Source organism: Cupriavidus phytohabitans (genome assembly GCF_017815025.1).
In the GTDB taxonomy this organism is placed as follows: Bacteria; Pseudomonadota; Gammaproteobacteria; order Burkholderiales; family Burkholderiaceae; genus Cupriavidus.
This window is the reverse complement of record NZ_JAGIQB010000009.1, coordinates 1-26,040: the sequence shown is the minus strand read 5'-3', so window position 1 is coordinate 26,040 and position 26,040 is coordinate 1. Positions and strand designations below refer to the sequence as shown.

Sequence of the window (26,040 nt, the reverse complement as noted above, 5' to 3'; positions counted from 1 at the left end):
CGACAGCCTGCCCCGACATTGCCGTGAAACCCATCCAGAAATCCAACAAACTCAATAACGTTTGCTACGACATCCGCGGTCCGGTGCTGGAAAAGGCCAAGCAGATGGAGGAAGAAGGGCACAAGATCATCAAGCTGAATATCGGCAACCTGGCCGTATTCGGATTTGACGCGCCGGAAGAGATTCAGCAGGACATGATGCGAAACCTGCCGAATTCGGCAGGTTATTCCGATTCCAAGGGCATTTTCGCTGCACGTAAGGCGATCATGCACTATACCCAGCAAAAAAATATCGAAGGCGTTGGCCTGGACGATATTTATGTCGGCAACGGCGCCTCCGAACTGATCGTGATGGCGGTCAACGCGCTGCTCAACACCGGCGACGAAGTGCTGGTGCCGGCGCCCGACTACCCGCTGTGGACGGCCGCGGTCAGCCTGTCGGGCGGCACGCCGGTGCACTATATCTGCGACGAGGCCAACGAGTGGATGCCCGATCCGGCCGATATCCGCGCCCGCATCACGCCGCATACCAAGGCCATCGTCATCATCAACCCGAACAACCCCACCGGGGCGCTGTATTCGGATGAGCTCCTGCTCGAGATCGTTTCCATCGCGCGCGAGCACGGCCTGATCATCTTCGCCGACGAGATCTACGACAAGGTCCTGTACGACGGCGTCACCCACACCTCGATCGCCTCGCTGTCGACCGACGTGCTGACGGTGACCTTCAACGGCCTGTCCAAGAACTACCGCTCGTGCGGCTACCGCGCAGGCTGGATGGTGGTGTCGGGCGACAAGCGCCCGGCCATCGACTACATCGAAGGCCTGAACATGCTGTCGTCGATGCGCCTGTGCGCCAACGTGCCGGGCCAGTGGGCGATCCAGACCGCGCTGGGCGGCTACCAGAGCATCAACGACCTGGTTGCGGAAGGCGGGCGCCTGCGCCGCCAGCGCGACCTGGCCTATGAATTGATCACCGCGATCCCGGGCGTGACCTGCGTCAAGCCCAAGGCAGCGCTGTACCTGTTCCCGAAGCTGGACCTGTCGATGTACCCGGTGCAGGACGACCAGGAGTTCATCTATGAACTGCTGCAGGAGTCCAAGGTGCTGCTGGTGCAAGGCTCCGGCTTCAACTGGGCCAAGCCCGACCATTTCCGCATCGTGTTCCTGCCGCACGAGGAAGACCTGCGCGAGGCCATCAACCGCATCGCGCGCTTCCTCGAGGCGTACCGAAAACGCCACGGCAAGGCAGCGGCCTGATTTCGCGGGCCGCGCCGCAACCCATCCTTAGCAACTCAGAAGATTGTCCATGAACCCCATCAAAGTTGGCCTGCTCGGCATCGGTACCGTCGGTAGCGGCACGTTCAACGTGCTCAAGCGCAACCAGGAAGAAATTCGTCGCCGCGCCGGCCGCGGCATCGAGATTGCCGTGGTGGCCGATCTCAACACCGAACGCGCGCGCGAACTGACCAACGGGGAAGTGGAGATCGTCAGCGACGCCAACGAGGTCGTCAACCGCCCCGACATCGACATCGTCATCGAACTGATCGGCGGCTACGGCGTGGCGCGCGAACTGGTGCTCAAGGCCATCGAAAACGGCAAGCACGTGGTCACCGCCAACAAGGCGCTGCTGGCCGTGCATGGCAACGAGATCTTCGAAGCCGCGCGCAAGAAGGGCGTGATCGTGGCCTTCGAGGCCGCGGTCGCCGGCGGCATCCCCATCATCAAGGCGCTGCGCGAGGGCCTGACCGCCAACCGCATCCAGTGGATCGCCGGCATCATCAACGGCACCACCAACTTCATCCTGTCCGAGATGCGCGACAAGGGCCTGGATTTCGACGTGGTCCTGAAGGAAGCGCAGCAGCTGGGCTATGCCGAGGCCGATCCCACGTTCGACATCGAGGGCGTCGATGCCGCGCACAAGGTCACGCTGATGAGCGCGATCGCGTTCGGCATGCCGGTGCAGTTCGACAAGGCCCACGTGGAAGGCATCACCAAGCTGTCCGCCACCGACATCAAGTACGCCGAGGAACTGGGCTACCGCATCAAGCTGCTGGGCATCACGCGCCGCCGTGAAGACGGCGTGGAGCTGCGCGTGCATCCGACGCTGGTGCCGGCCTCGCGCCTGATCGCCAACGTGGAAGGCGCGATGAACGCCGTGCTGGTGCAGGGCGACGCCGTGGGCGCGACGCTGTACTACGGCAAGGGCGCCGGCGCCGAGCCGACCGCCTCGGCCGTGATCGCCGACCTGGTCGACGTGACCCGCCTGCACACCGCCGACCCGAACCACCGCGTGCCGCACCTGGCGTTCCAGCCGGACGAGCTGTCGAGCGTGCCGGTGCTGCCGATCGAAGAGATCAACAGCTCGTACTACCTGCGCATGCGCGTGGCCGACGAGACCGGCGTGCTGGCCGAGATCACCCGCATCCTGGCCGAGGGCGGCATCTCGATCGACGCCATGCTGCAGAAGGAATCGCGCGAAGGCGAGCCGCAGACCGACATCATCATCCTCACGCACATCACGCGCGAGAAGCACGTCAACGCCGCCATCGCCAAGATCGAGGCGCTGCCGACCGTGCTGTCCGCCGTGACGCGCCTGCGCATGGAAGAACTGAACTAAGCGCAGCTACCGTACCGCACACATGAAATACCAGTCGACCCGCGGCCATGACATGCCGCAATCGTTCTCCGAGATCCTGCTCGGCGGCCTGGCCCCGGATGGCGGCCTGTACCTGCCGAAACAGTATCCGCAAGTCACGGCCGACGAGCTGGAGGCCTGGCGCAAGCTGCCATATGCCGACCTGGCTTATGAAATCCTGCGCAAGTTCTGCGACGACATTCCCGCCGAGGACCTGCGCGCGCTGACGCGCAAGACCTACACCGCCGAGGTGTACTGCAACGCGCGCGAGGGCGACAACACCGCCGACATCACGCCGCTGCGCACGCTGGGCGAAGAGGGCGGCACGAAGCTGCAACTGCTGGGCCTGTCCAACGGCCCGACGCTGGCCTTCAAGGACATGGCGATGCAGCTGCTCGGCAACCTGTTCGAGTACGCGCTCGCCCGCGCCGGCCAGGAGCTGAACATCCTCGGCGCCACCTCCGGCGACACCGGCAGCGCCGCCGAATACGCGATGCGCGGCAAGCGCGGCATCCGCGTGTTCATGCTGAGCCCGCACCGCAAGATGAGCGCGTTCCAGACCGCGCAGATGTTCAGCCTGCAGGACCCCAACATCTTCAACATCGCCATCGAAGGCGTGTTCGATGACGCCCAGGACATCGTCAAGGCCGTCTCCAACGACCACGATTTCAAGGCGAGCCAGAAGATCGGCACGGTCAACTCCATCAACTGGGCGCGCGTGGTGGCCCAGGTGGTGTACTACTTCAAGGGCTGGCTCCTCGCGACCGATGGCCCCGGCCAGAAGGTGTCGTTCTGTGTGCCGTCGGGCAACTTCGGCAATGTCTGCGCCGGCCATATCGCGCGCATGATGGGCCTGCCCATCGACAAGCTGGTGGTCGCCACCAATGAGAACGATGTGCTCGACGAGTTCTTCCGCACCGGCGCCTACCGCGTGCGCAAGTCGTCCGAGACCTACCACACCTCCAGCCCGAGCATGGACATCTCCAAGGCCTCGAACTTCGAGCGCTTCGTGTTCGACCTGCTGGGCCAGGACGCCGGCAAGCTGGCCGCGCTGTTCCGCGACGTGGACGAGAAGGGCGGCTTCGACCTGTCGGGCACGCCGGAATTCGACCGCATCCGCGGCGAGTTCGGCTTTGTCTCGGGCCGCAGCACGCACGAGGACCGGGTGGCGACCATCCGCGACATGTCGTCGCGCTATGGCATCACCATCGATACCCACACCGCCGATGGCGTCAAGGTGGCGCGAGAGCATCTCAGTGCCGGCGTGCCGATGGTGGTGCTGGAAACCGCGCTGCCGGCCAAGTTCGCCGACACCATCCGCGAGGCGCTTGGGCACGAGCCGGAGCGTCCGGCCAGGTTCGAAGGCATCGAGAGCCTGCCGCAGCGCTTTGAAGTGATGCCGGCCGACGCCGCCAAGGTCAAGGCCTATATCGCCGGCCACACCGGCCTGTAAGCGCGTCGGCGCCATGGGCACGCTGCGGCACCGCGGCGTGCCGTGTCCGCGCCAACTCGCTACAATCTGGCTGCGGGCCCGATGCTCGGCCCCCGTATTGCTTTCCCCCTCATGGGTGGAGGCAATACGCGGGCCGTTTTTCATGGGCAGCCAACCCTCTTCGCACACTGTGCACATCGCACCATGACCCAAGCCGCAGCACCTTCCCGTCCCCCGATGCTGACCATGGCCCAGGCGCTCGATGCGCTGCTGTCGGCCGCGCGCCCGCTGGCGCAGGCGGAGCAGGTCGACACGCTTGACGCCAACGGCCGCGTGCTGGCCGCGCCCGTGACCAGCACGCTGCGCGTGCCGCCGGCGGACAACACTTCGATGGATGGCTACGCCATGCGCGCCGCCGACATCCCGGCAGGGGGTACGCGGCTGCGCGTGTCGCAGCGGATTCCGGCGGGGCATGTCGGTTCCGAACTGCAGCCCGGCACGGCCGCGCGCATCTTCACTGGCGGCCTGATCCCGCCGGGTGCCGACGCGGTCGTGATGCAGGAGCAATGCACGGCCGAAGGCGAGGACGTGATCGTCAACCATGTGCCGCAATCCGGTGAATGGATCCGGCGCGCGGGTGAGGACATCGAGGCCGGCAGCGTGATCCTGCCCGCGGGCACGCGGCTGACGCCGCAGGGGCTGGGCCTGGCCGCGTCGGTCGGCCAGGCGAAGCTGGACGTGGTGCGCCGCGTGCGCGTCGCGGTGTTCTTCACCGGCGATGAACTGGCGATGCCGGGCGAGCCGCTCAAGCCGGGCGCGATCTACAACTCGAATCGCTTCACGCTGCGCGGCTTGCTGGAAAACCTGGGCTGCGAGGTCAGCGACTTCGGCATCGTGCCCGATACGCTGGCGGCTACGCGGGAGACGCTGCGCCGTGCGGCGCAGGGGCACGACCTGATCATCACTTCGGGCGGGGTGTCGGTCGGCGAGGAAGACCATATCAAGCCCGCGGTCGAAGCCGAAGGGCGCCTGGACATGTGGCAGATCGCGATCAAGCCGGGCAAGCCGCTGGCGTTCGGCCAGGTCACCGGCGCGGGCGCCAACCCGGCGTTCTTCCTGGGATTGCCGGGCAACCCGGTGTCGAGCTTCGTCACCTTCCTGCTGTTCGTGCGTCCTTTCATCCTGCGCCTGCAGGGCGTGGCCGACGTGGCGCCGCGCCGCCTGCCGCTGCGCGCCGATTTCGAGCTGAAGAAGGGCGACCGCCGCAACGAGTTCCTGCGCGCGCGCATCAACCGCGAAGGCGGACTGGACCTGTTCTCCAACCAGAGCTCCGGCGTGCTCACGTCCACGGTATGGGGCGACGGGCTGATCGACAACCCGCCCAACCAGGCCATCGCGCGCGGCGATACCGTGCAGTTCATCCCGTTTGACGGCCTGCTTGCATAGCCGGCCCGCATTACCAGCAAGTACACAGAGGTAGTCATGACCATCGAACTACGATTCTTCGCCAGCGTGCGCGAACAGCTCGGCGTGGCCGAGGAGCGCGCCGAGGTGCCGGCCGAGGTGCGCACCGTGGGCGAGCTGCGCCAGTGGCTGCGCCAGCGCGGCGGCGCCTGGGCCGAGACCCTGGCCGAAGGCCGCGCGCTGCGTATGGCCGTCGACCACGCGGTGGCGCGCCCCGATACGGCGATCACCGATGGCTGTGAAGTGGCATTCTTCCCGCCAGTTACCGGAGGCTGAGATGAGCGTCAGGGTTCAGCGCGAGGATTTCGACCTGGGCGCCGAGGTCGCGGCACTGCGCGCCGACAATCCGCAGGTCGGCGCCGTGGCCAGCTTTATCGGCACCGTGCGCGATGTCAGCGAAGGCAGCGCCGTCAGCGCGATGGAGCTGGAGCACTACCCGGGCATGACCGAGAAGGCGCTGGCGCAGATCGAAGCGGCGGCGTGCGCGCGCTGGGAACTGCTGGGCGTCACCATCATCCACCGCGTCGGCCCGCTGCTGCCGCTGGACCAGATCGTGCTCGTCGCGGTCGCATCGAAACATCGCGGCAATGCCTTCGCGGCTTGCGAATTCATCATGGACTACCTCAAGTCCGAAGCGCCATTCTGGAAAAAGGAAGAAACGCCGGAGGGGGCGCGCTGGGTCGACGCCCGCGTGACCGATGAAGACGCGCTGAAGCGCTGGGGTATTACGTCGATCAACGCCAGCGGCGAGGACAAGCCCTGATGGGGCCGTTGGGGTTTGTTGCCGTCGGTGTCGGCGCCGCGGCGGGGGCATGGCTGCGCTGGGGTTTCTCGGTGCTGTGGAATGCGCTCAACCCCGCGCTGCCGTACGGCACGCTGGCCGCCAACCTGCTGGGCGGCTACCTGATCGGGCTGGCCGTCGGTTTTTTCGATACACACGCCGGCCTGCCGCCGGAATGGCGCCTGCTGGCCATCACCGGTTTCCTTGGCGGCCTGACCACATTCTCGACCTTTTCCAGCGAGGTGCTTGCCAACCTGCTTGCCGGCGACTACGGCTGGGCAGCGATGCACCTGCTGCTGCACCTGGGCGGCTCGCTGCTGCTGACCGCGGTGGGGTTCTGGACTTACCGCGTGCTGGCCTGATCCATGAGCGAGCGCAGCACGGCATTGAATGCCTGCGGCTGCTCCATGTGCGGACTGTGGCCAGCGCCGGCGATTACGCCCAGGCCCGCATCGGGCTGCAATGCGTGCGTGGCGATGCCTACCGCCGGCGCATAAAGCCGGCTGGCCTCGCCATAAAGGTGGAACAACGGCACGCGCGCCGCGCGCAGCGTGTCGCGGAAATCCTGCCTCGCCATGTCTTCCCATAGCGCGGCCAGCGTGCCGGCCTCGCAGCTCTCCGCCATCCGCGCAATGTGCTGCATCGCCGCGCCATCGGGGCGCCGTCCTGCCGCCCACAGTCCCAATGCCACCGAAGGCGCCAGCCGCGGCCAGTCCGCGCGGATGCGCGCCGCCATCTGCCTGGCCTGGGCCATGTCGTAATGGCCGTGGAGGCCGTGCGGCCATTGCGGGTCGGTGACCAGCCGGGGCGTCATGTCGATGCTGCCGACCGCTGCCAGTGGACAACCCGGATGGTCACGCAGCAGGCTCCATGCCACCATCGCGCCCATCGACCAGCCGACCACCACCACATCGGACAGTCCGAGATGGCCGGCCAGCGCCGCGGCATCGCGCGCCAGCGCCGCGATGGTGGTGCCGGTGGCGTGCCGCGACAGCCCATGGCCGGCATGGTCGGGCGCAATCACCCGGAATCCCGCCCGCGCCAGCGCGCGCTGGCCGTCGAAGGCTTCGCCGTTGACGGACCAGCCGTGCAACAGCAGCAGCGGCTGGCCGTCGCCGGCTTCGCGCCAGCCCGGCAAGGGGCCATGCGCCGGATGGGTAGCAAAGGGCGGGGCGGGGGCGGTGTCACATGCCGAATCGGGAGCGTCCAAGGACGTGTCTCTCCAGGCGGTGGGTAGGAATTGGTGCAACGGGGGCAGGGTGCCCCTCTATTGACATCCACGCCAGTCAATTTATACGATGAAACATGAATCAGATATCAGGTTTTGCCTGCATATCGGTTCCCGGGATGGCGGCAGGCGCGAGGAGGTGCCTGCGGCGTGACCCGAGGCGGCCGGCATTCCAATGACAAGGCGCGCAGCGCCACCGGAGACAAGATGTCCCAGACCGAGACTGGCGAAGTCGGCGAAGCCCGCGAAGCACCCGACATGGCCCACGCCGGCGGCATATGCCCGCCCAAGACCGCGCGCGGGCAGAAGACCCGCGCGGCGCTGCTGCGCGCCGCGGAAAAAGTGTTCGGCGAGAAGGGTTACTACGCCGCGTCGATCTCCGAGATCACGCAGGAAGCCAAGGTCGCCATGGGCACCTTCTACCTGTACTTCAAGGACAAGGAAGATATTTTCCGCGCGCTGGTCAGCCATATGCTGGAACTGGTGCGCGCCCACCTGCGCAAGCACGTGGCCAATGCCGCCAGCCAGATGGAAGCCGAGCGGCTGGGCCTGAAGGCCTTTCTCTCTTTCGTTTCGCGCCACAAGAACCTGTACCGCATCGTGCTGGACTCGTATTCGGTGGACGAGACCATCTACAGCAGCTACTTCCAGGTCTTTGCCGAACTCTACAGCCGGCGGCTGGAGCGCGCCGAAGAGCAGGGCGAGATCGTCCCCGGCGATGCCGAGGTGCGCGCCTGGTGCCTGATCGGCATCAGCAACTTCCTGGGCATGCGCTACGCACGCTGGAAGCGTCCGGCCTCCATGGAGAAGGTGGTCGATACTGCCTTCGACCTGATCGCCCACGGCCTGCAGCCGCGATGACCATGGCCGCAGGTTCGCTGGTCTTGCTCGAACGCAGGGACGGCGTGGCGCTGCTGCGCCTGAACCGGCCGCAGCGGCACAACAGCCTCGTGCCGGCGCTGCTGGAAGCCTTGCTGGCCGCGCTGGACGAGATCGATGCCGACACGTCGATCCGCGCCGTGGTTCTTACGCATGCCGGGCGCAATTTTTCGACCGGCGGCGACGTCGCGGCCTTCGCGGCGCAAGGCGATGGCATAGCCGCTTACGCCAGCGAGCTGCTCGCGCTGCTGAACCGTTCGATCCTGCGCCTCGCGGCGCTGCGCTGTCCGGTGGTGGCGGCCGTCGAGGGCTGGCTGACCGGCGGCTCGCTTGGACTGGTGCTGGCGTGCGACATGGCCGTGCTGGCGCAGGATGCGCGCATCGCACCGTTCTATACGGTGGTGGGTTTCAGCCCGGACGGTGGCTGGACGGCGATGCTGCCGCAACTGGTCGGTCCGGCACGCTCGCGCGCCTGGCAATTGAACAACACGGTCGTCGCGGCGCCGGATGCCGTCGCGCATGGCCTGGCCTGCGCGCTGTCGGCACCCGGTGCGGCAGAGGCCGATGCAATCGCGCTGGCGCGCGGCCTGGCGGACAAGGTGCCCGGCAGCGTGGCGAGCACCCGCGCGCTGCTGCGCTGGGACGCCGAGGTGCTGGCAGCAGGCCTTGAACGCGAGCGCGCCGCCTTCGTCGCGCAGATTGCCAGGGCGGAGACCGCCGACGGCATGCGCCGCTTCCTTGCCGGGCGAACGCGAGAGTAGCCGGGCAGCAGACATTCCCGCAGTTGCAGCAGGTTCCAGCCCTACCAACACAAAGAGAGCGAACACAGGAGACAGCCATGCAAAGCAACCCCCTCGCCGTACGCGCCCTGGTCATGGCCGCCGGCCTTCTTGCCACCGGCGCCGCGCTGGCCAAGGACATCCGCATCGCCCACGTCTACGACAAGACCGGCGCGCTGGAAGCGTATGCCAAGCAGACCCAGACCGGCCTGCTGATGGGCCTGGAATACGCCACCAACGGCACCATGGCCGTCAACGGCAACAAGCTGGTGGTGATCGAAAAGGATACGCAGGGCAAGCCCGACGTGGCCAAGGCACAGCTTGCTGCCGCCTACAGCGACGACCGCGCCGATATCGCTGTCGGCCCGACCTCGTCCGGTACCGCGCTGGCGATGCTGTCCGTGGCCGAGGAATACAAAAAGGTGCTGCTGGTCGAGCCCGCCGTCGCCGATTCGATCACCGGGGACAAGTGGAACCGCTATATCTTCCGTACCGGCCGCAATTCGTCGCAGGACGCGATCTCCAACGCCGTGGCGCTGGACAAGCCGGGCGTGACCATCGCCACGCTGGCGCAGGACTACGCCTTCGGCCGTGATGGCGTGAAGGCGTTCAAGGGCGCGCTCAAGAACGCGAAGATCGTCCATGAGGAATACCTGCCCACCAACACCACGGACTTCACCGCCGGTGCGCAGCGCTTGTTCGATTCGCTCAAGGACAAGCCCGGCCGCAAGGTGATCTTCATCATCTGGGCCGGTGCCGGCAACCCGTTCAAGATCGCCGATCTCGATCCCAGGCGCTACGGCATCGAGATCGCCACCGGCGGCAACATCCTGCCGGCGATGGCCAGCTACAAGAACTTCCCCGGCATGGAGGGGGCCACGTACTACTACTTCGGCATCCCCAAGAACAAGGCCAACGAGTGGCTGGTGTCGAACCACTACAGCAAGTTCAAGGCGCCGCCCGATTTCTTCACCGCCGGCGGCATGACCGCGGGCATCGCGCTGGTCGAGGCGCTGAAGAAGACCAACGGCGACACCGGCACCGACAAGCTGATCATGGCGATGGAAGGCATGTCGTTCGAGACGCCCAAGGGCAAGATGACCTTCCGCAAGGAAGACCACCAGGCGATGCAGTCGATGTACCACTTCAAGATCAAGGTGGACCCGGCCTTTGCCTGGGGCGTGCCTGAACTCGTGCGCGAGATCAAGCCCGAAGAAATGAACGTGCCCGTGCGCAACCAACGCTGATGAGCGCGCCAGCCTCTTCCGCCCCCTCCGCCCCCTCCGCCCCCTCCGCCCGCTCTGCCGGCCTGCCGGCGTCGCAATCGTCCGCCGCGCAGCGCGGCAAGGCAGCGGCGGCCGGCGCCCGGCCACTGCTCGAGACGCGCGAGCTGACCATCCGCTTCGGCGGCCATGTCGCGGTCAATGCGGTGTCGTGCGCGTTCCGGCCGGGCGAGCTGACCTGCATCGTCGGCCCGAACGGCGCCGGCAAGACCACGTACTTCAACCTGGTCTCGGGGCAGTTGCCGTCCACTGCCGGGCAGATCCTGCTCGACGGCGAGGACGTGACGCGCCTGCCGGTGTCGCAGAGGACCCGGCGCGGCATTGGCCGGGCCTTCCAGCTGACCAGCCTGTTCCCGCAACTCAGCGTGCTGGAGAACGTGCGGCTGGCAGTGCAGGCGCGGCAGCAGCGCGGCATCGACCTGTTCTCGATGTGGACCAGCCACCGCGACGTGCGCGCGCAGGCGCTGGCAATCCTGGAGCGCGTTGCGCTGGCGGGCAAGCAGCACCTGACGGTGGCGTCGCTGCCGCATGGCGACCAGCGCAAGCTGGAGGTCGGCATCCTGCTGGCGCTGCAGCCGCGCGTGTTCATGTTCGACGAACCGACCGCGGGCATGAGCGTGGACGAGGTGCCGGTGATCCTGGACCTGATCCGCGAGATCCGCCAGGACCGCAGCAAGACCGTGCTGCTGGTCGAGCACAAGATGGACGTGGTGCGCTCGCTGGCCGACCGGATCATCGTGCTGCACAACGGCACGCTCGTGGCCGACGGCGATCCGGCCGAGGTGATTGCGTCGCCCGTGGTGCAACAGGCATACCTCGGCATGGCAGAGGAGGAGGGGGGCAACCATGGCTGACGCGCAACTCGCCACGCCGATCCTGCGGCTGCAGGGCGTGCAGACCCATATCGGCCCGTATCACATCCTGCACGGCGTCAGCTTCGACGTGCCGCGCGGCGGCGTGACCATGCTGCTGGGACGCAACGGCGCCGGGAAGACCACCACGCTGCGCACCATCATGGGCTTGTGGCAGGCGAGCGCGGGCACGGTGACCTTCGACGGCACGGACATCACGCGCCACAGCACGCCGTCGATCGCGCAGGCCGGCATCGCCTACGTGCCGGAGAACATGAGCGTGTTCTCGGACCTCACCGTGGCCGAGAACATGCGCCTGGCCGCGCGCAGCGGGGCCATCGACGAGCGGCGGCTGGACTGGGTGTTTCGCATGTTCCCGGCGCTGAAGACCTTCTGGCACCAGCGTGCCGGCGTGCTGTCGGGCGGGCAGAAACAGATGCTGTCGGTGGCGCGCGCGATCATCGAGCCGCGCAAGCTGCTGATCGTCGACGAGCCCACCAAGGGGCTGGCACCCGCGATCATCCAGAACATGATCCACGTATTCCGCGAGCTGAAGCAGACCGAAGTATCGATCCTGCTGGTGGAGCAGAACTTCAACTTGGCGAAGTCGGTGGGAGATACGGTGGCGGTGATGGATGATGGACGCACCGTGCATGCGGGGACGATGGCGGCGCTGGCGGGCGATGAGGGGCTGCAGCAGCAATTGCTGGGGCTGTCGCTGGCGGCGCACCAGTAGCCAGGACGCTTCGACGAGACCGATTGTTTGCTCCCTCTCCCGCAAGCGGGAGAGGGAGCACACCGAACGCGGAGAGTCAGCCGCGGCAGGACGGAGACCCATGACAACTTCAACGACCTTACCCACCGCACCGCCGGCGGCCCTGCCCAGGGTCCGGCTCGACTGGACCCCGCTGGCCCTGGCGCCGCTGCTGATGCTGCTGGCCTTCCCGCTGGTCGGCAGTCCTTCCACCTGGCTCACGCTGACTATCGCCGGGCTGGCGATGGGGATGATCATCTTCGTGGTGTCCTCCGGCCTGACGCTGGTCTTCGGCCTGATGGACGTGCTCAACTTCGGCCACGGCGCCTTCATCGCGCTGGGAGCCTACGTGGCGGCATCGGTGCTGCTGCCGATGGCCGGCTGGGTGGAGGCGGACAGCCTCGCGCAGAACCTGGCGGTCTTCGCGCTGGCGATCGCTGCCGCCATGGTCGCGGCCGGCGCGGTAGGCCTCTTCTTCGAGCGCGTGGTGGTGCGCCCGGTCTACGGCCAGCACCTGAAGCAGATCCTGATCACAATGGGCGGCATGATCGTCGCCGAGCAGCTGATCAAGGCGATCTGGGGCCCGGAAACCATCGCGCTGCAGGTGCCCACCACCTTCCGCGGCGCGGTGCTGCTTGGGGATGCCGCGATCGAGAAGTACCGGCTGATCGCGATGGTGCTCGGGCTGGTGATCTTCATCGCGATGCTGCTGCTGCTCAACCGCACCCGCATCGGCCTGCTGATCCGCGCCGGCGTGGAGAACCGCGAGATGGTCGAGGCGCTCGGCTACCGCATCCGCCGGCTGTTCATCGGCGTGTTCGTGGCTGGCGCCGGCCTGGCCGGGCTGGGCGGCGTGCTGTGGGGCCTGTACCAGCAGAACATCACCGCGGCGATCGGGGCGCAGGTCAATGTGCTGATCTTTATCGTCATCATCATCGGCGGGCTGGGCTCGACCACGGGCTGCTTCGTCGGCGCGTTGCTGGTCGGCCTGATGGCGAACTACACCGGCTTCCTGTTCCCGAAGGTTGCGCTGTTCTCCAACATCCTGCTGATGATGCTGATCCTGCTGTGGCGCCCGCAAGGGCTGTTCCCGGTGGCACGGCGCTGATCGGAGCGACACGACCATGATCCGACTTCTCTCCGGCGACCTGCCACGCAGCCGCGTGCTGACCGTAATCCTGCTGCTGATCCTGTTGGCGCTGGCCTGCGCGCCGTTCGCCTTCCCCGGCGCGCGGGCGCTGAACATGGCGGCCAAGATCTGCATCTTCGTGGTGCTGGTAGCCAGCTATGACCTGCTGCTCGGCTACACCGGCATCGTCTCGTTCGCGCATACGATGTTCTTTGGCATCGGCGGCTATGGTGTGGCCATTGCCATGTCGCGGATGGAGCCGGGCTGGGGCGCGCTCGCCGTGGGCGCCGTGGGCGCGCTGGCGGTCTCGGCGCTGCTGGCTTTCCTGATCGGCCTGTTCTCGCTGCGCGTGCGCGCGATCTTCTTCGCGATGATCACGCTGGCGGTGGCGACTGCCTTCGCCACGCTGGTTTCGCAGTTGTCGGAATGGACCGGCGGCGAGGACGGGCTGACCTTCAAGGTGCCCGAGGTGCTGCGCCCGGGCTTCTCGATCGGCGAGGCCGAACTGCTGGGCGTGCCCCTGACCGGCAAGCTGCTGAGCTATTACGTGGTGTTCGCCGGCGCGCTGGTGTTGTTCCTGGCGCTGCTGCGCATCGTCAACTCACCCTTCGGCCGCGTGCTGCAGGCGATCCGCGAGAACGACTTCCGTGCCGAGGCCATTGGCTACCGCACTGTGGTTTACCGCACAGTGTCGACGGTATTGTCTGCGATGTTCGCCACGCTGGCCGGGGTGCTGATGGCGGTGTGGCTGCGCTATAACGGTCCTGATACGTCGCTGTCGTTCGAAATCATGGTCGACATCCTGCTGATCGTGGTGATCGGCGGCATGGGCACCCTCTACGGCGCGGTGATCGGCACGGTGCTGTTCCTGGTGGCGCAGACCTACCTGCAGGACGTGATGAAACTGGCCAGCGACGCCACCGCGGCGCTGCCGCTGCTGTCGTCGCTGCTGCATCCGGACCGCTGGCTGCTGTGGCTGGGGCTGCTGTTTATCCTCAGCGTCTACTATTTCCCGCAGGGCGTGGTGGGGCGGCTGCGCGGCAATCGTGCCGTGCAGGACGTGGCAACCTGAACGGAGGCCCGCGCAATGTACGTGATCGACTGGCTGCACAAGAACGCACAGCACACTCCCGACAAGGTCGCGCTGGTAGACGTGGAAAGCGGGCGCCGGGTGACCTATCGCCAGTTCGACGAACGCGCCAGCCGCTTCGCCGAATACCTGGCGGAAGGCCTGCAACTGGCACCAGGCACGCGCGTCGCCGTGCTGGCGCACAACAGCTCCGACTATTTCGAGATGCTGTACGGCTGCGCCAAGGCCGGCATGGTGATGGTGTGCCTGAACTGGCGCCTGCCCGCTGCGGAGCTGTTGCCGATCCTGCAGGACTGCACGCCCGAGGTGCTGGTAGCCGGCGACGGCTTCCTGGCCGTGGCCGCCGAACTGGCGCGCACCGTGCCGCTGCGCGCGGTCCTGCATCTTGCCGACGACGAGGCGGCCGATGTACCCGGTGGCTGGACCGAATACGAAGCGGTGCTCGACGCCGCTTCGGGCCGCATCATCGAGATGCCGTGCCGCGACGAGTCCGAGGTCTGGCACCTGCTGTACACCTCCGGCACCACCGGCAAGCCCAAGGGCGTGATCCAGACCTATGGCATGGTGTTCTTCAACGCCGTCAACGCCATGCTGGCCAACAAGATCACGCGCGACGACGTATTCCTGAACGTGCTGCCGTTCTTCCATACCGGCGGCCTGAACCTGTATGCCAACCCGGTGCTGCACGCCGGCGGCACGGTGCACATCATGCGGCAGTTCGAGCCGCAGGTCGTGCTGGACCGGCTCGACAGCAAATCGGGCGAGGGCATCACCATGTTCTTCGCGGTGCCGGCGGTCTACCTGTTCCTGAGCCAGCACGCGGGCTTCGCGCAGGCGGACTTCTGCGGCGTGCGCAACATGTCGGCGGGCGGCTCGCCGGTGCCGCGGCCGCTGCTGGAAGCCTACCTGGCCAAGGGCGTCACCATCTGCTTCGGCTTCGGCATGACCGAAACCGGTCCCACGGTCTTTGTCTGCGACGAAGACACCGCGCGCCGCAAGATCGGCACCATCGGCAAGCCGGTGGGGTCGATGCTGACGCGCATCGTCGACCCGCGGGGCCATGACGTCGCACCCGGCGCGCGCGGCGAACTGCTGATCAGGGGACCGGGAGTCACACCCGGCTACTGGAACCTGCCGGAAGCGACCGCCAACGCGATCCGCGACGGCTGGCTGCATTCCGGCGACATCGCCTGGCGCGACGATGAGGGCGACTACTACATCGTCGACCGCGCCAAGGACATGTATATCTCCGGCGGCGAGAACGTCTATCCCGCCGAGGTCGAGAACGTGTTGTTCCAGCTGCCGGGCGTGGCTGAGGCCGCCGTGATCGGCACGCCGGACGAACGCTGGGGCGAGACCGGCATGGCGCTGGTGGTGCTGCGCGCTGGCGCCACGCTCGATGCAGCGCAGGTCATCGCCCATTGCAAGGCGCAGCTCGCCGGCTACAAGGTGCCGCGCCACGTGCGCTTTGTCGACGCCTTGCCGCGCACGCCATCCGGCAAGGTGGAAAAGCACAGGCTGCGCGCCAGGTTTGCCGGCTGAGGCGCCACGTTTTGCCATAAGCATTTCCCGCAGTTCCCCCGCAGTTCCGCAGTCCGCAGTCCGCAGTCTCCGCTGTTCTCCATTGACGTTCGTCTCTACCGCCCCGACACGGGCGACAGAAGGAGGGTGACATGCATTCCAGGCAGTTTCCGCCGCAGCAAGAAAGCCGCCTGCGCCGCACGGCGTTCGCCATCGCAGCCGCGATGCTGGCCGCCGCCTGCGGCTCGGGCGATGACAACAATGGCAGCGGCAGCAACCCCAACACCAAGCCTGCATATATCGGCACGGTCACCATCAACAGCTACAACGGCAGCAGCGACGACCTGCTGACCGCGGGGCTGGGCAAGGACGGACTCGCCAGCGCCACCGCGCCGGTGCCGACCAATGCCACCGCGCCGACCGCGGCGGAACTGCGCCGCTATGCGATCTACGCCAACTACCGCGCCATCGTGGATACGACCGCGGCTGGCGGCTATGGCTCGCTGTATGGCCCCAACGTGGACGCGCAGGGCAATGTCACCGGCTCTGAAGGCAAGATCGCCGGCGTGGAATACCTGGCGTTCTCGGACGACGGCACAGGCCAGCAGAACGTGACCATGCTGGTGCAGATCCCGGCCAGCTTCGACACCGCCAGGCCGTGCGTGATCACCGCGACGTCTTCGGGCTCGCGCGGCGTGTACGGCGCCATTGCCACCGGCGAATGGGGGCTGAAGCGCGGCTGCGCGGTCGCCTATACCGACAAGGGCACTGGTGCCGCGCCGCACGACCTGGATACCGACACCGTGCCGCTGATAGACGGCACCCGCGCCACGCGCGCCGCCGCCGGCAAGAATGCGCAGTTCGCCGCGCCCGCCGGCGCCACGTCGCTGGCGGACTTCACCGCCGCCAGCCCGCACCGGCTCGCGTTCAAGCACGCGCATTCGCAGCGCAATCCGGAGAAGGACTGGGGCAAGTTCACGCTGCAGGCGGTCGAGTTCGCGATCTGGGCGATCAACGACCGCTTCGGCGCCGTGTCCGCCAATGGCACGCGCCAGCGCAGCATGGACAAGGACAAGATCCTGGTGATTGCGTCGAGCGTGTCAAACGGCGGCGGCGCCGCGGTGGCCGCGGCCGAGCAGGATGCCGATGGGTTGATCGACGGCGTCGCCGTGGGCGAGCCCAACCTCAACATGCCGCCGGACACGGGCGTCGTGGTGCGGCGCGGCGGCGTGCAGGTCCTGTCCTCGGGCCGCACGCTGTATGATTACACCAGCACGGCCAACCTGCTCCAGCACTGCGCCGCGCGCACCACCGCGCTGACGCAGTCCCCCTTCTACGACAACCCGACCATGGCGCCATTCTTCGCCGCGCGCTGCACCACGCTCGCGGAAAAGGGCCTGGTCACCGGCACCAATACCAGCGAGCAGAGCGCCAGCGCGCTGCAGGTCCTGCATGAAGCGGGCTGGGAGTCCGAATCCGATGACCTGCACCCGTCGCTGGCCGCATTCGACACGGCTGCCGCGATTACCGTGACCTATGCCAACGCCTACGCGCAGGCGAGCGTGACCGACAAGCTTTGCGGCTACAGCTTCGCCAATACGCTGACAGATCTGAAGCCGGCCGCGATTGCCCCCGCGGCGCTGGCATCGATGTTCGCCACGGGCAACGGCATCCCGCCGCAGCCGCCGTCGGTGCAGCTGATCAACGACCTCGACCCGACGCACGGACCGTACCTGAACCTGGTTTCGGTGTCGGCATCGAACGGCCGCACCGACCTCAACTACGATGGCGCCGATTGCCTGCGCAAGCTGCTGGCCGGCAGCGACGCCGCGGCGCGCGCACTGCAGGCGGGCCAGGCGCTGACGCTGCGCAACGGCAACCTGCGCGGCAAGCCGGCGGTGATCGTGCATGGCCGCAGCGACGGCCTGCTGCCGGTGAACCATACCTCGCGCCCGTACCTGGGGCTGAACCGGCAGCAAGAGGGCGTGACCAGCAAGCTGTCGTACATCGAAGTGGAGAATGCCCAGCATTTCGATGCCTTCATCGGGCTGGTGCCGGGCTACAGCAACCGCTACGTGCCGCTCCATGTCTACCTGAACCGCGCGCTCGACGCCGTCTACGACAACCTGACCACCGGCAAGGCGCTGCCGCCATCGCAGGTGGTGCGCACCACGCCGCGCGGCGGCACCTTCAACACGCCGGCGCCCACGCTGCTGCCGTCCAATGTCCCGCCGATCGCCGCCACGCCCGCACCGGGCAATGCGATTTCCGTCAACGCTTCGACCGTAGAGGTGCCCAACTGATGACCGACGCCATGCCGCGCGCGCTGACGCAACGCGACTTCGACCGCTTCGCCGCGCTGTCGCGCGACGACAACCCGATTCACTGCGATCCGGCCTTTGCCCGCGGCACGCACTTCGGTGCCACGGTGGCGCACGGCATGTTCCTGTTTTCGCTGCTGTGCGCCCATACCTGGCGGGAGCTTGCTGCGCCCGCGCTGCCGGTGGCGCAGACGCTGATGTTCCCGACGCCGGCCTTCGCCGGCGACGCGGTGGCGTTTGCGCTGGTCCCGCAGCCACAGCCACAGCCACAGGCGGGGCTGGCGGCTTTCGGCACCACGGTCAGCGCTGGCCTTCCCGGTGCGGCGCCGCGCGTCGCGGCCACAGGCGAATCGTCGTGGCTGGCCGACGCGGCACCGGGCCGGCTGCCATCGTGGCCGGGCGAGCAGCCGGAGCCCGGGGGCGATCCGGCGCTGTACGGCCTGCGCCCCGGGCAGTCGGCTAGCGCCACGCGCGCCTTCACAGCGGCCGATATCGGCGAGTACGTCGCCCTGACCGGCGATTCCAACCCGTACCACGCCGACGCCGCCTTCGCCCGCGCGCGCGGGTTCGGCGAGGCGGCGGTGCCGCTGCCGCTGCTGGCCGGCATGTTCTCGGACCTGCTTGGCACCCGCTTGCCGGGGCGCGGCACCGGCTGGATGAAGCAATCGCTGCGCCTGGCCTCGGCGGCGCGGCTGGATGAGGCGCTGACGGCGCAGGTGCGCATCGTCCGGCTGCGCGCCGGCAAGGACCTGGTCAACCTGGCGAGCGTGGTCACCGGCGAGGATGGCCGCGTGGTCGTGCAGGGCGAGTCGCTGGTGCTGGTGCGCAACCTGGCGGACAAGGGAAGCGAGAGCCGGGCGGCATAGCGAGGCGCGTCACAAGGTCCGCCGCGTATCGTTTGCTTCACTCGATAACGTGCGGCGGCGGTCCTTGAAATGTCGCGACAAAGCCTTATCTTTCGGATATCCAGTGTCCGGCAGGGCATCCAGGCAACCCGGCGGGTGAAGCCCGGAGCCAGCGCCCCCCGCATCAGGACACGACCTATCCGAGAGAGGGAATCCTATGCGTCTTGACAAGCTGACCACCCGGTTCCAGGAAGCGCTGGCTGAAGCGCAAAGCCTGGCCCTGGCCAACGACAACCAATATATCGACCCGCAGCATGTGCTGCGCGCGCTGCTGTCGCAGGACGACGGCGCTGCCCGCGCGCTGCTCGCACGCGCCGGCGTCAACGTGCAGGGCCTGCAGACGGCGCTGGACGCCGCCATCAAGCGCCTGCCGCAGGTGCAGGGCACCAACGAGGTCCAGATCGGCCGCGACCTGGTCAACCTGCTCAATGCCACCGAGAAAGAAGCGCTCAAGCGCGGCGACCAGTTCATCGCCAGCGAGCTGTTCCTGCTTGCCGTGTCCGACGACAAAGGTGACGCCGGGCGCATCGCGCGCGAGAACGGCCTGAACCGCAAGTCGCTGGAATCGGCCATCCAGGCCGTGCGCGGCGGCGAATCGGTCAACAGCGCCGAAGCCGAGGGCCAGCGCGAGGCGCTGAAGAAATACACCATCGACCTGACCGAGCGTGCCCGCATCGGCAAGCTCGATCCCGTCATCGGCCGCGACGACGAGATCCGCCGCGCGATCCAGATCCTGCAGCGCCGCACCAAGAACAACCCGGTGCTGATCGGCGAACCCGGCGTGGGCAAGACCGCGATCGTGGAAGGGCTTGCGCAGCGCATCGTCAACGGCGAAGTGCCGGAAAGCCTGAAGAACAAGCGCGTGCTGGTGCTCGACATGGCCGGCCTGCTGGCCGGCGCCAAGTACCGCGGCGAGTTCGAGGAACGCCTGAAGGCCGTGCTGAACGACGTCGCCAAGGACGAGGGCCAGACCATCGTCTTCATCGACGAGATCCACACCATGGTCGGCGCGGGCAAGGCCGAGGGCGCGATCGACGCGGGCAACATGCTCAAGCCGGCGCTGGCGCGCGGCGAGCTGCACTGCATCGGCGCGACCACGCTGGACGAATACCGCAAGTACATCGAGAAGGACGCCGCGCTCGAGCGCCGCTTCCAGAAGGTGCTGGTCGACGAGCCCACGGTGGAAGCCACCATCGCCATCCTGCGCGGCCTGCAGGAGAAGTATGAGCTGCACCACGGCGTCGAGATCACCGACCCGGCCATCGTCGCCGCGGCGGAGCTGTCGCACCGCTATATCACCGACCGCTTCCTGCCCGACAAGGCCATCGACCTGATTGACGAGGCGGCCGCGCGCATCAAGATGGAAATCGACTCCAAGCCGGAGGCGATGGACAAGCTCGAGCGCCGCACCATCCAGCTCAAGATCGAGCGCGAAGCGGTCAAGAAGGAGACCGACGAAGCCTCGCTCAAGCGCCTCGACCTGATCGAGCAGGAAATCGCGCGCCTGGAGAAAGAGTACGCCGACCTGGACGAGATCTGGAAGGCCGAGAAGGGCGCCGCGCAGGGCACGGCCGCGCTGAAGGAAGAGATCGAGAAGGTCAAGCTGGAGATCGCCAAGCTGCAGCGCGAAGGCAAGCTCGACAAGGTGGCCGAGCTGCAGTACGGCAAGCTGCCGGGCCTGGAAGGCAAGCTCAAGGCCGCGACCGACGCCGAGGCCAGCGAGCAGAAGCAGCCCAACAAGCTGCTGCGCACGCAGGTGGGTGCCGAGGAAATCGCCGAAGTGGTGAGCCGCGCGACCGGCATCCCGGTGTCGAAGATGATGCAGGGCGAGCGCGAGAAGCTGCTGAAGATGGAAGAGCGCCTGCATGCGCGCGTGGTGGGCCAGGACGAGGCCGTGCGGCTGGTGTCCGACGCCATCCGCCGTTCGCGTGCCGGGCTGGCGGACGAGAACAAGCCCTATGGCTCGTTCCTGTTCCTGGGTCCGACCGGTGTCGGCAAGACCGAGCTGTGCAAGGCGCTGGCCGAGTTCATGTTCGATTCCGAAGAGCACCTGATCCGCATCGACATGAGCGAGTTCATGGAGAAGCACAGCGTCAGCCGACTGATCGGCGCGCCGCCGGGATACGTGGGCTATGAGGAAGGCGGCTACCTGACCGAGGCCGTGCGCCGCAAGCCGTACAGCGTGGTGCTGCTCGACGAAGTCGAGAAGGCCCACCCGGACGTCTTCAACGTGCTGCTGCAGGTGCTGGACGACGGCCGCCTGACCGATGGCCAGGGCCGCACGGTGGACTTCAAGAACACGGTGATCGTGATGACGTCCAACCTGGGTTCGCAGATCATCCAGTCGATGGCCGGCGAGCCGCAGGAAGCGATCAAGGGCGCGGTCTGGCAGGAAGTGCGCACGCATTTCCGGCCGGAATTCCTGAACCGGATCGATGAAGTCGTGGTGTTCCACGCGCTCGACCAGAAGAACATCGAGTCGATCGCGCGCATCCAGCTGCAGCGCCTGCAGGTTCGCCTGGCCCGCATGGACATGACGCTGGAGGTCAGCGACCACGCGCTGGAGAAGATCGCCAGCGCGGGCTACGACCCGGTGTTCGGGGCGCGGCCGCTCAAGCGGGCGATCCAGCAGCAGATCGAGAACCCGGTGGCGCGCGCCATCCTGGAAGGCAAGTTCGCGGCGAAGGATGTGGTGCCGGTGGACTATGTGGATGGCGAGTTCACGTTCGGGCAGGCCGTCCACTAACATCTGAGGCAGCCCGGATGCCGACAACCCCCTGCGTGTTGCGCGCAGGGGTTTTTTTTCGTCTGTACAGCGGCTGGCGCGTGTAACGCGGATCGGGCGCGTGAAAATTTTGCATACGCGAGGGATCGGCGGCTTGCTGGCGCCCGTGCGATGCGGCCGAACATCGAGTGGCACACTTTTCGCGTTGCAAAAGGGTTGAGTTTCCTTCTGACGCGCTGCGACGCCATGCAGCCATCCCTACAGGAGCCAATCCATGACCGACAAGTCCTTCCTCACAGACGTCAAGACCCTGCGCGAGCGCGCCCGCAAGCACATCGACGAGGGGGCCGTGACCGCGGGCTATACGGCGGACCGCGAGGCGGTGCTGAAGTTGCTCAACGATGCGCTGGCCACCGAGATCGTCTGCGTGCTGCGCTATCGCCGCCACTACTTCATGGCCCAGGGCCCGAACTCGAAGAGTGTCGCCGAAGAATTCCTGGCCCACTCCAATGAAGAGCAGGGCCATGCCGACCAGATCGCCGAGCGCATCGTCCAGCTTGGCGGCGAGCCCGACTTCGCGCCGGACGGCCTGACCAGCCGTTCGCATGCCGAGTATGTCCCGGGCAACAACCTGACCGAGATGATCAAGGAAGACCTGGTGGCCGAGCGCATCGCCATCGACAGCTATCGCGAGATCATCAGGTTCCTGGGCGAGCGTGACCCGACCTCGCGCCGCATGATGGAAGGGATCCTGGCGGTGGAAGAAGAACACGCCGACGAGATGGCGGACCTGTTGGCGCGCCAGGGCGGCTGAGGCTCCGCGCGGAGATTCGCTGCGGGTTGTTCCGGACTTGACCGCGATCAAATCAGACCCCGCGGCGACCCGATACCATTCACTTGTCATGGAGATGCGGGGGCGCTCTTCATGACTTGTCTACCCGTTTCCGGAATGGAAACTTCGCCCGCACCGGTTTGCCGGTGCGGGCGTTTTCTTTTGTGCGTGCCGGTTGCGCCACACCGTGCCATGCCGCGCTACCTGGAGCCCCGTCGTCCCCCATATGACGGCATGCCGATATTTCCGTCCGATCTTATGCAAAAAACAGTAAAGGATCGGCGAAACCATTCGTTCCGTCGAGAAAGCCCCGTCGGTAGTCTTGCTCCTGACACAAGCCCGCCCCAGACGGTGGGCGAAGGCAACCAGAGGCGCCTGGCGCCCATTCATGACGGGAGCAACACAAATGATCCGCAAACTGGCCATCGGCCTGGCAGTCCTGGGCGCCCTGGGCGCGGCGCAGACCGCTTCGGCGACCAGCCTGCTCAATGTTTCCTATGACCCGACGCGCGAACTGTACGTCGACGTCAATGCCGCCTTCGCCAAGGCCTGGAAGGCCCAGGGCGGCGATGCCGTGACCGTGCGCCAGTCGCATGGCGGATCCGGCAAGCAGGCCCGTTCGGTGATCGACGGGCTGGACGCTGACGTGGTGACGCTGGCGCTGGGCTACGACGTCGACGCCATCGCCGAGAGGGGCCTGATCAGGACCGACTGGCAAAAGCGCCTGCCGCATAACGCTTCGCCGTACACCTCGACCATCGTGTTCCTGGTGCGCAAGGGCAACCCCAAGGGCATCAAGGACTGGGGCGACCTGGTCAAGCCGGGCGTGCAGGTGATCACGCCGAACCCCAAGACCTCGGGCGGCGCGCGCTGGAACTACCTGGCCGCATGGGGCTATGCGCTGCGCCAGCCGGGCGGCAATGAAGCCAAGGCGCGCGAGTTCGTCGGCGAGTTGCTCAAGCACGTGCCGGTGCTGGATTCCGGCGCGCGCGGCGCCACCACCACGTTCGTCGAGCGTGGCCTGGGTGACGTGCTGCTGGCCTGGGAAAACGAAGCCATCCTGGCCATCAAGGAACTGGGTCCCGACAAGTTCGAGATCGTCGCTCCGTCGATCTCGATCCTGGCCGAACCGCCGGTGGCCGTGGTCGACAAGGTGGTCGACAAGAAGGGCACGCGCAAGGCCGCCGAGGCCTACCTGCAGTTCCTGTACACCGACGAAGGCCAGGAGATCGCCGCGAAGAACTACTACCGTCCGCTCTCGCAGAAGGTGGCGGCCAAGTACGCGGCCAACTTCCCCAAGGTGAAGCTGTTCACCATCGATGAAGCGTTCGGCGGCTGGCAGAAGGCCCAGAAGACCCACTTCGCCGATGGCGGCTCGTTCGATCAGATTTATCAACCCGGCAAGAAATAGCCCCGGGAATAACACCGATCAGGCCGGCGGGCCGGGCCGCGTGGGGCGGTCCGGCACCGAGCCGGCCTACAAGAAGAAGGAAGCCCCGATGTCCATCCTGACGCTCTCCGGCAGCCCGTCGGTCCAGTCCCGCTCCGGCCTTGTGCTGGCGCACCTGCGCTCCGCGCTGGAGGCCGCTGGCGAACGCACCCGCCACCTGGACCTGCGCGACCTGCCGGCGGGTCCGCTGCTGGCGGCGCGCGTGGACGACCACGCCATTGCCGGCGCCGCCCGCGCGGTGGCCGAGGCCCAGGTGGTGGTGCTGGCCACGCCGGTCTACAAGGCCGCCTACAGCGGCCTGCTCAAGGCCTTCCTGGACCTGCTGCCGCAGACCGGCCTGCGCGACAAGATCGTGCTGCCGATCGCCACCGGCGGCAGCCTCGCCCATGCGCTGGCGATCGACTACGCGCTGCGCCCGGTGCTGTCCGCGCTGGGTTCGCGCCAGATCCTGCCCGGCATCTTTGCCGTGGACCAGCAGATCGAAATCTCCGACTTGGGCGGCGTGCGCCAGGCGCGCTTCGACGCCGCGCTGTCCGCCCGCCTGGACGAAGGCCTGCTGCGCGTGCGCGACGCACTGGCCCATGCGCGCATCGAGGTTCCGCTCGACGCACTCGACGTTGTGCCCGGCGCCTTCGGGCAGCGCGCCGCCGCTGCCGCCGTGGTGGCGGAGCGATGTACCGCCTGATCTGAATTCCTGATGTATTGGCGCCGGCCAGCCCGGCGCCGCGGCAGCAACGCCGCCAGCCATGCCACCGGCAATCCGGGTAGGCAGGGCGGGATGTTGCCCGCGTTTCCACGCAATCCAACTTCAGAACATACGCCGGCTCCCTGGCCGGCCAAGGAGGAAATCGCATGACCACCACCATCAAGCCGGCCGGCTCGCTGCGCCGCCGTTTGTATATCGCGGCGCTGGTCGCCGCCACTGGCCTGGCCTACGGCCTGCTGCCCGGCCGCGCCGAAGCGCAATCGAAGAGCATCGACGCCAGGGTGCTGCGCATCGGCTACCAGAAGTACGGCACGCTGACGCTGCTGAAGGCGCGCGGCACGCTGGAAAAGCGGCTGGCGCCGCAAGGCATCACCGTCAAGTGGACGGAATTCCCGGCCGGCCCGCAGTTGCTGGAAGGCCTCAATGTCGGCGCCGTCGACTTCGGCACCGTGGGCGAGGCGCCGCCGATCTTCGCGCAGGCCGCCGGCGCGCAGCTGGTCTATGTCGGCAACGAACCGCCGGCGCCGGCCGCCGAGGCCATTGTCGTGCCCAAGGGATCGGCGCTGCGCTCGGTGGCCGACCTGCGCGGCAAGCGCGTGGCCCTCAACAAGGGCTCGAACGTGCATTACCTGCTGGTGCGCCAGTTGGAGAAGGCCGGCCTGCAGTACAGCGATATCCAGCCGGTCTACCTGCCGCCCGCCGATGCGCGCGCGGCCTTCGAGCGCGGCTCGGTCGATGCCTGGGTGATCTGGGATCCGTTCTTCGCCGCCGCCGAGAAGCAGCTGGGCGCGCGCGTGCTGGCCGATGGCCGTGGCGCCGACGGCAAGAACGTGGTCAGCAACCACCAGTTCTACCTGGCGTCGCGTCCCTACGCACAGGCCAGGCCCGAGATCGTGCGCCTGATCCTCGATGAACTCGCCACGCTGGGCACGTGGGCGGAAAAGAACCCCAAAGACGCGACCGCCGTGCTGACCGGCGAAGTCGGCCTGCCTGCCGACGTGCTGGAACTGGCGGTCTCGCGCTTCGCTTACGGCGCGCGCCCGGTCAGCGCCGACGTGCTGGCCGAGCAGCAGCGCATCGCCGATGCCTTCCACGCGCTCAAGCTGATCCCCAAGCCGGTCAAGGTGGCGGATGCGCGCTGGGAGGTGCCGCAACAGAGGCCGCAACAGAGGCCGCAGCAGCAGGCGCAGCGCTAAGGATGGTCTGAACAACCTGCCGTAGCCGAAGGCCACGGCGTGCTCAGCACGCATTGATTTCACAGGATGAGACGAAT

23 protein-coding genes are annotated in these 26,040 nt (G+C 67.1%); 22 read left to right on the top strand and 1 reads right to left on the bottom strand.

Annotation, left to right across the window (positions count from 1 at the left end; translation table 11 throughout):
• The first annotated feature begins 23 nt into the window (after nt 1-23).
• From J8I34_RS08140 to crcB, 7 genes are all read left to right on the top strand, one after another.
• A complete protein-coding gene (locus J8I34_RS08140; protein WP_029048710.1) occupies nt 24-1,259 on the top strand; it encodes a pyridoxal phosphate-dependent aminotransferase in 1,236 nt (411 codons plus the stop codon).
• Between the two features lie 49 nt (nt 1,260-1,308).
• Nucleotides 1,309-2,619, top strand: coding sequence for a homoserine dehydrogenase (locus J8I34_RS08135; protein WP_029048711.1), 1,311 nt, complete (start codon nt 1,309-1,311; stop codon nt 2,617-2,619).
• Nucleotides 2,620-2,641: 22 nt separating this feature from the next.
• Complete coding sequence (thrC, locus tag J8I34_RS08130; protein WP_209805793.1) at nt 2,642-4,090, top strand: threonine synthase; 1,449 nt, start codon at nt 2,642-2,644, stop codon at nt 4,088-4,090.
• A 183-nt stretch (nt 4,091-4,273) separates the two neighbouring features.
• Nucleotides 4,274-5,515, top strand: a complete 1,242-nt coding sequence (locus J8I34_RS08125) for a molybdopterin molybdotransferase MoeA (RefSeq protein ID WP_209805792.1) — start codon at nt 4,274-4,276, stop codon at nt 5,513-5,515.
• A 36-nt stretch (nt 5,516-5,551) separates the two neighbouring features.
• Nucleotides 5,552-5,809, top strand: a complete 258-nt coding sequence (gene moaD / locus J8I34_RS08120; RefSeq protein ID WP_029048714.1) for a molybdopterin converting factor subunit 1 — start codon at nt 5,552-5,554, stop codon at nt 5,807-5,809.
• A 1-nt stretch (nt 5,810) separates the two neighbouring features.
• Nucleotides 5,811-6,296, top strand: coding sequence for a molybdopterin synthase catalytic subunit MoaE (gene moaE / locus J8I34_RS08115; RefSeq protein ID WP_029048715.1), 486 nt, complete (start codon nt 5,811-5,813; stop codon nt 6,294-6,296).
• On the top strand, nt 6,296-6,676 hold the full coding sequence (crcB, locus tag J8I34_RS08110; protein ID WP_209805791.1) for a fluoride efflux transporter CrcB: 381 nt from the start codon (nt 6,296-6,298) through the stop codon (nt 6,674-6,676). The genes moaE and crcB overlap by 1 nt, the downstream gene beginning before the upstream one ends.
• Here the strand turns inward: crcB and J8I34_RS08105 are convergent.
• Nucleotides 6,658-7,524: an alpha/beta fold hydrolase gene (locus tag J8I34_RS08105; RefSeq protein WP_209805790.1), complete on the bottom strand. Its 867-nt coding sequence runs from the start codon at nt 7,522-7,524 to the stop codon at nt 6,658-6,660. The genes crcB and J8I34_RS08105 overlap by 19 nt on opposite strands.
• A gap of 225 nt (nt 7,525-7,749) precedes the next feature.
• Between J8I34_RS08105 and J8I34_RS08100 the strand changes: the two genes are divergently transcribed.
• The 15 genes from J8I34_RS08100 (at nt 7,750) to J8I34_RS08030 (ending at nt 25,963) form a co-directional block, all read left to right on the top strand.
• A complete protein-coding gene (locus tag J8I34_RS08100) occupies nt 7,750-8,403 on the top strand; it encodes a TetR/AcrR family transcriptional regulator (protein ID WP_371748050.1) in 654 nt (217 codons plus the stop codon).
• Nucleotides 8,400-9,182 (top strand): enoyl-CoA hydratase/isomerase family protein, encoded by a 783-nt coding sequence (locus J8I34_RS08095; RefSeq protein ID WP_029048718.1) that lies wholly within the window; start codon nt 8,400-8,402, stop codon nt 9,180-9,182. The genes J8I34_RS08100 and J8I34_RS08095 overlap by 4 nt, the downstream gene beginning before the upstream one ends.
• Before the next feature lie 77 nt (nt 9,183-9,259).
• Complete coding sequence (locus J8I34_RS08090) at nt 9,260-10,447, top strand: substrate-binding domain-containing protein (protein WP_209805789.1); 1,188 nt, start codon at nt 9,260-9,262, stop codon at nt 10,445-10,447.
• A gap of 125 nt (nt 10,448-10,572) precedes the next feature.
• Nucleotides 10,573-11,337 (top strand): ABC transporter ATP-binding protein, encoded by a 765-nt coding sequence (locus tag J8I34_RS08085; protein WP_029048720.1) that lies wholly within the window; start codon nt 10,573-10,575, stop codon nt 11,335-11,337.
• Complete coding sequence (locus J8I34_RS08080; protein WP_209805788.1) at nt 11,330-12,070, top strand: branched-chain amino acid ABC transporter ATP-binding protein; 741 nt, start codon at nt 11,330-11,332, stop codon at nt 12,068-12,070. Before J8I34_RS08085 ends, J8I34_RS08080 begins: the two co-directional genes overlap by 8 nt.
• 100 nt (nt 12,071-12,170) lie before the next feature.
• Nucleotides 12,171-13,196: a branched-chain amino acid ABC transporter permease gene (locus tag J8I34_RS08075; protein ID WP_029048722.1), complete on the top strand. Its 1,026-nt coding sequence runs from the start codon at nt 12,171-12,173 to the stop codon at nt 13,194-13,196.
• A gap of 16 nt (nt 13,197-13,212) precedes the next feature.
• Nucleotides 13,213-14,289, top strand: coding sequence for a branched-chain amino acid ABC transporter permease (locus J8I34_RS08070; protein ID WP_209805787.1), 1,077 nt, complete (start codon nt 13,213-13,215; stop codon nt 14,287-14,289).
• A gap of 15 nt (nt 14,290-14,304) precedes the next feature.
• Nucleotides 14,305-15,849 (top strand): acyl-CoA synthetase, encoded by a 1,545-nt coding sequence (locus tag J8I34_RS08065; RefSeq protein WP_209805786.1) that lies wholly within the window; start codon nt 14,305-14,307, stop codon nt 15,847-15,849.
• Between the two features lie 131 nt (nt 15,850-15,980).
• Entirely contained in the window at nt 15,981-18,131 is a 2,151-nt protein-coding gene (locus J8I34_RS08060) for a D-(-)-3-hydroxybutyrate oligomer hydrolase (protein WP_209805785.1), read from the top strand.
• Entirely contained in the window at nt 18,131-19,015 is an 885-nt protein-coding gene (locus J8I34_RS08055) for a MaoC/PaaZ C-terminal domain-containing protein (protein ID WP_209805784.1), read from the top strand. The genes J8I34_RS08060 and J8I34_RS08055 overlap by 1 nt, the downstream gene beginning before the upstream one ends.
• Before the next feature lie 196 nt (nt 19,016-19,211).
• Entirely contained in the window at nt 19,212-21,800 is a 2,589-nt protein-coding gene (gene clpB / locus J8I34_RS08050; RefSeq protein WP_209805783.1) for an ATP-dependent chaperone ClpB, read from the top strand.
• Between the two features lie 253 nt (nt 21,801-22,053).
• Nucleotides 22,054-22,593 carry a ferritin-like domain-containing protein gene (locus J8I34_RS08045; RefSeq protein WP_209772147.1) on the top strand — a complete coding sequence of 180 codons (540 nt, stop codon included), beginning with the start codon at nt 22,054-22,056 and terminating at the stop codon, nt 22,591-22,593.
• Nucleotides 22,594-23,017: 424 nt separating this feature from the next.
• Nucleotides 23,018-24,022 carry a sulfate ABC transporter substrate-binding protein gene (locus tag J8I34_RS08040; RefSeq protein WP_209805782.1) on the top strand — a complete coding sequence of 335 codons (1,005 nt, stop codon included), beginning with the start codon at nt 23,018-23,020 and terminating at the stop codon, nt 24,020-24,022.
• An 88-nt stretch (nt 24,023-24,110) separates the two neighbouring features.
• Nucleotides 24,111-24,746, top strand: a complete 636-nt coding sequence (gene ssuE / locus J8I34_RS08035) for an NADPH-dependent FMN reductase (RefSeq protein ID WP_209805781.1) — start codon at nt 24,111-24,113, stop codon at nt 24,744-24,746.
• Nucleotides 24,747-24,913: 167 nt separating this feature from the next.
• A complete protein-coding gene (locus J8I34_RS08030) occupies nt 24,914-25,963 on the top strand; it encodes a sulfonate ABC transporter substrate-binding protein (protein ID WP_209805780.1) in 1,050 nt (349 codons plus the stop codon).
• The last annotated feature ends 77 nt before the right edge of the window (nt 25,964-26,040 follow it).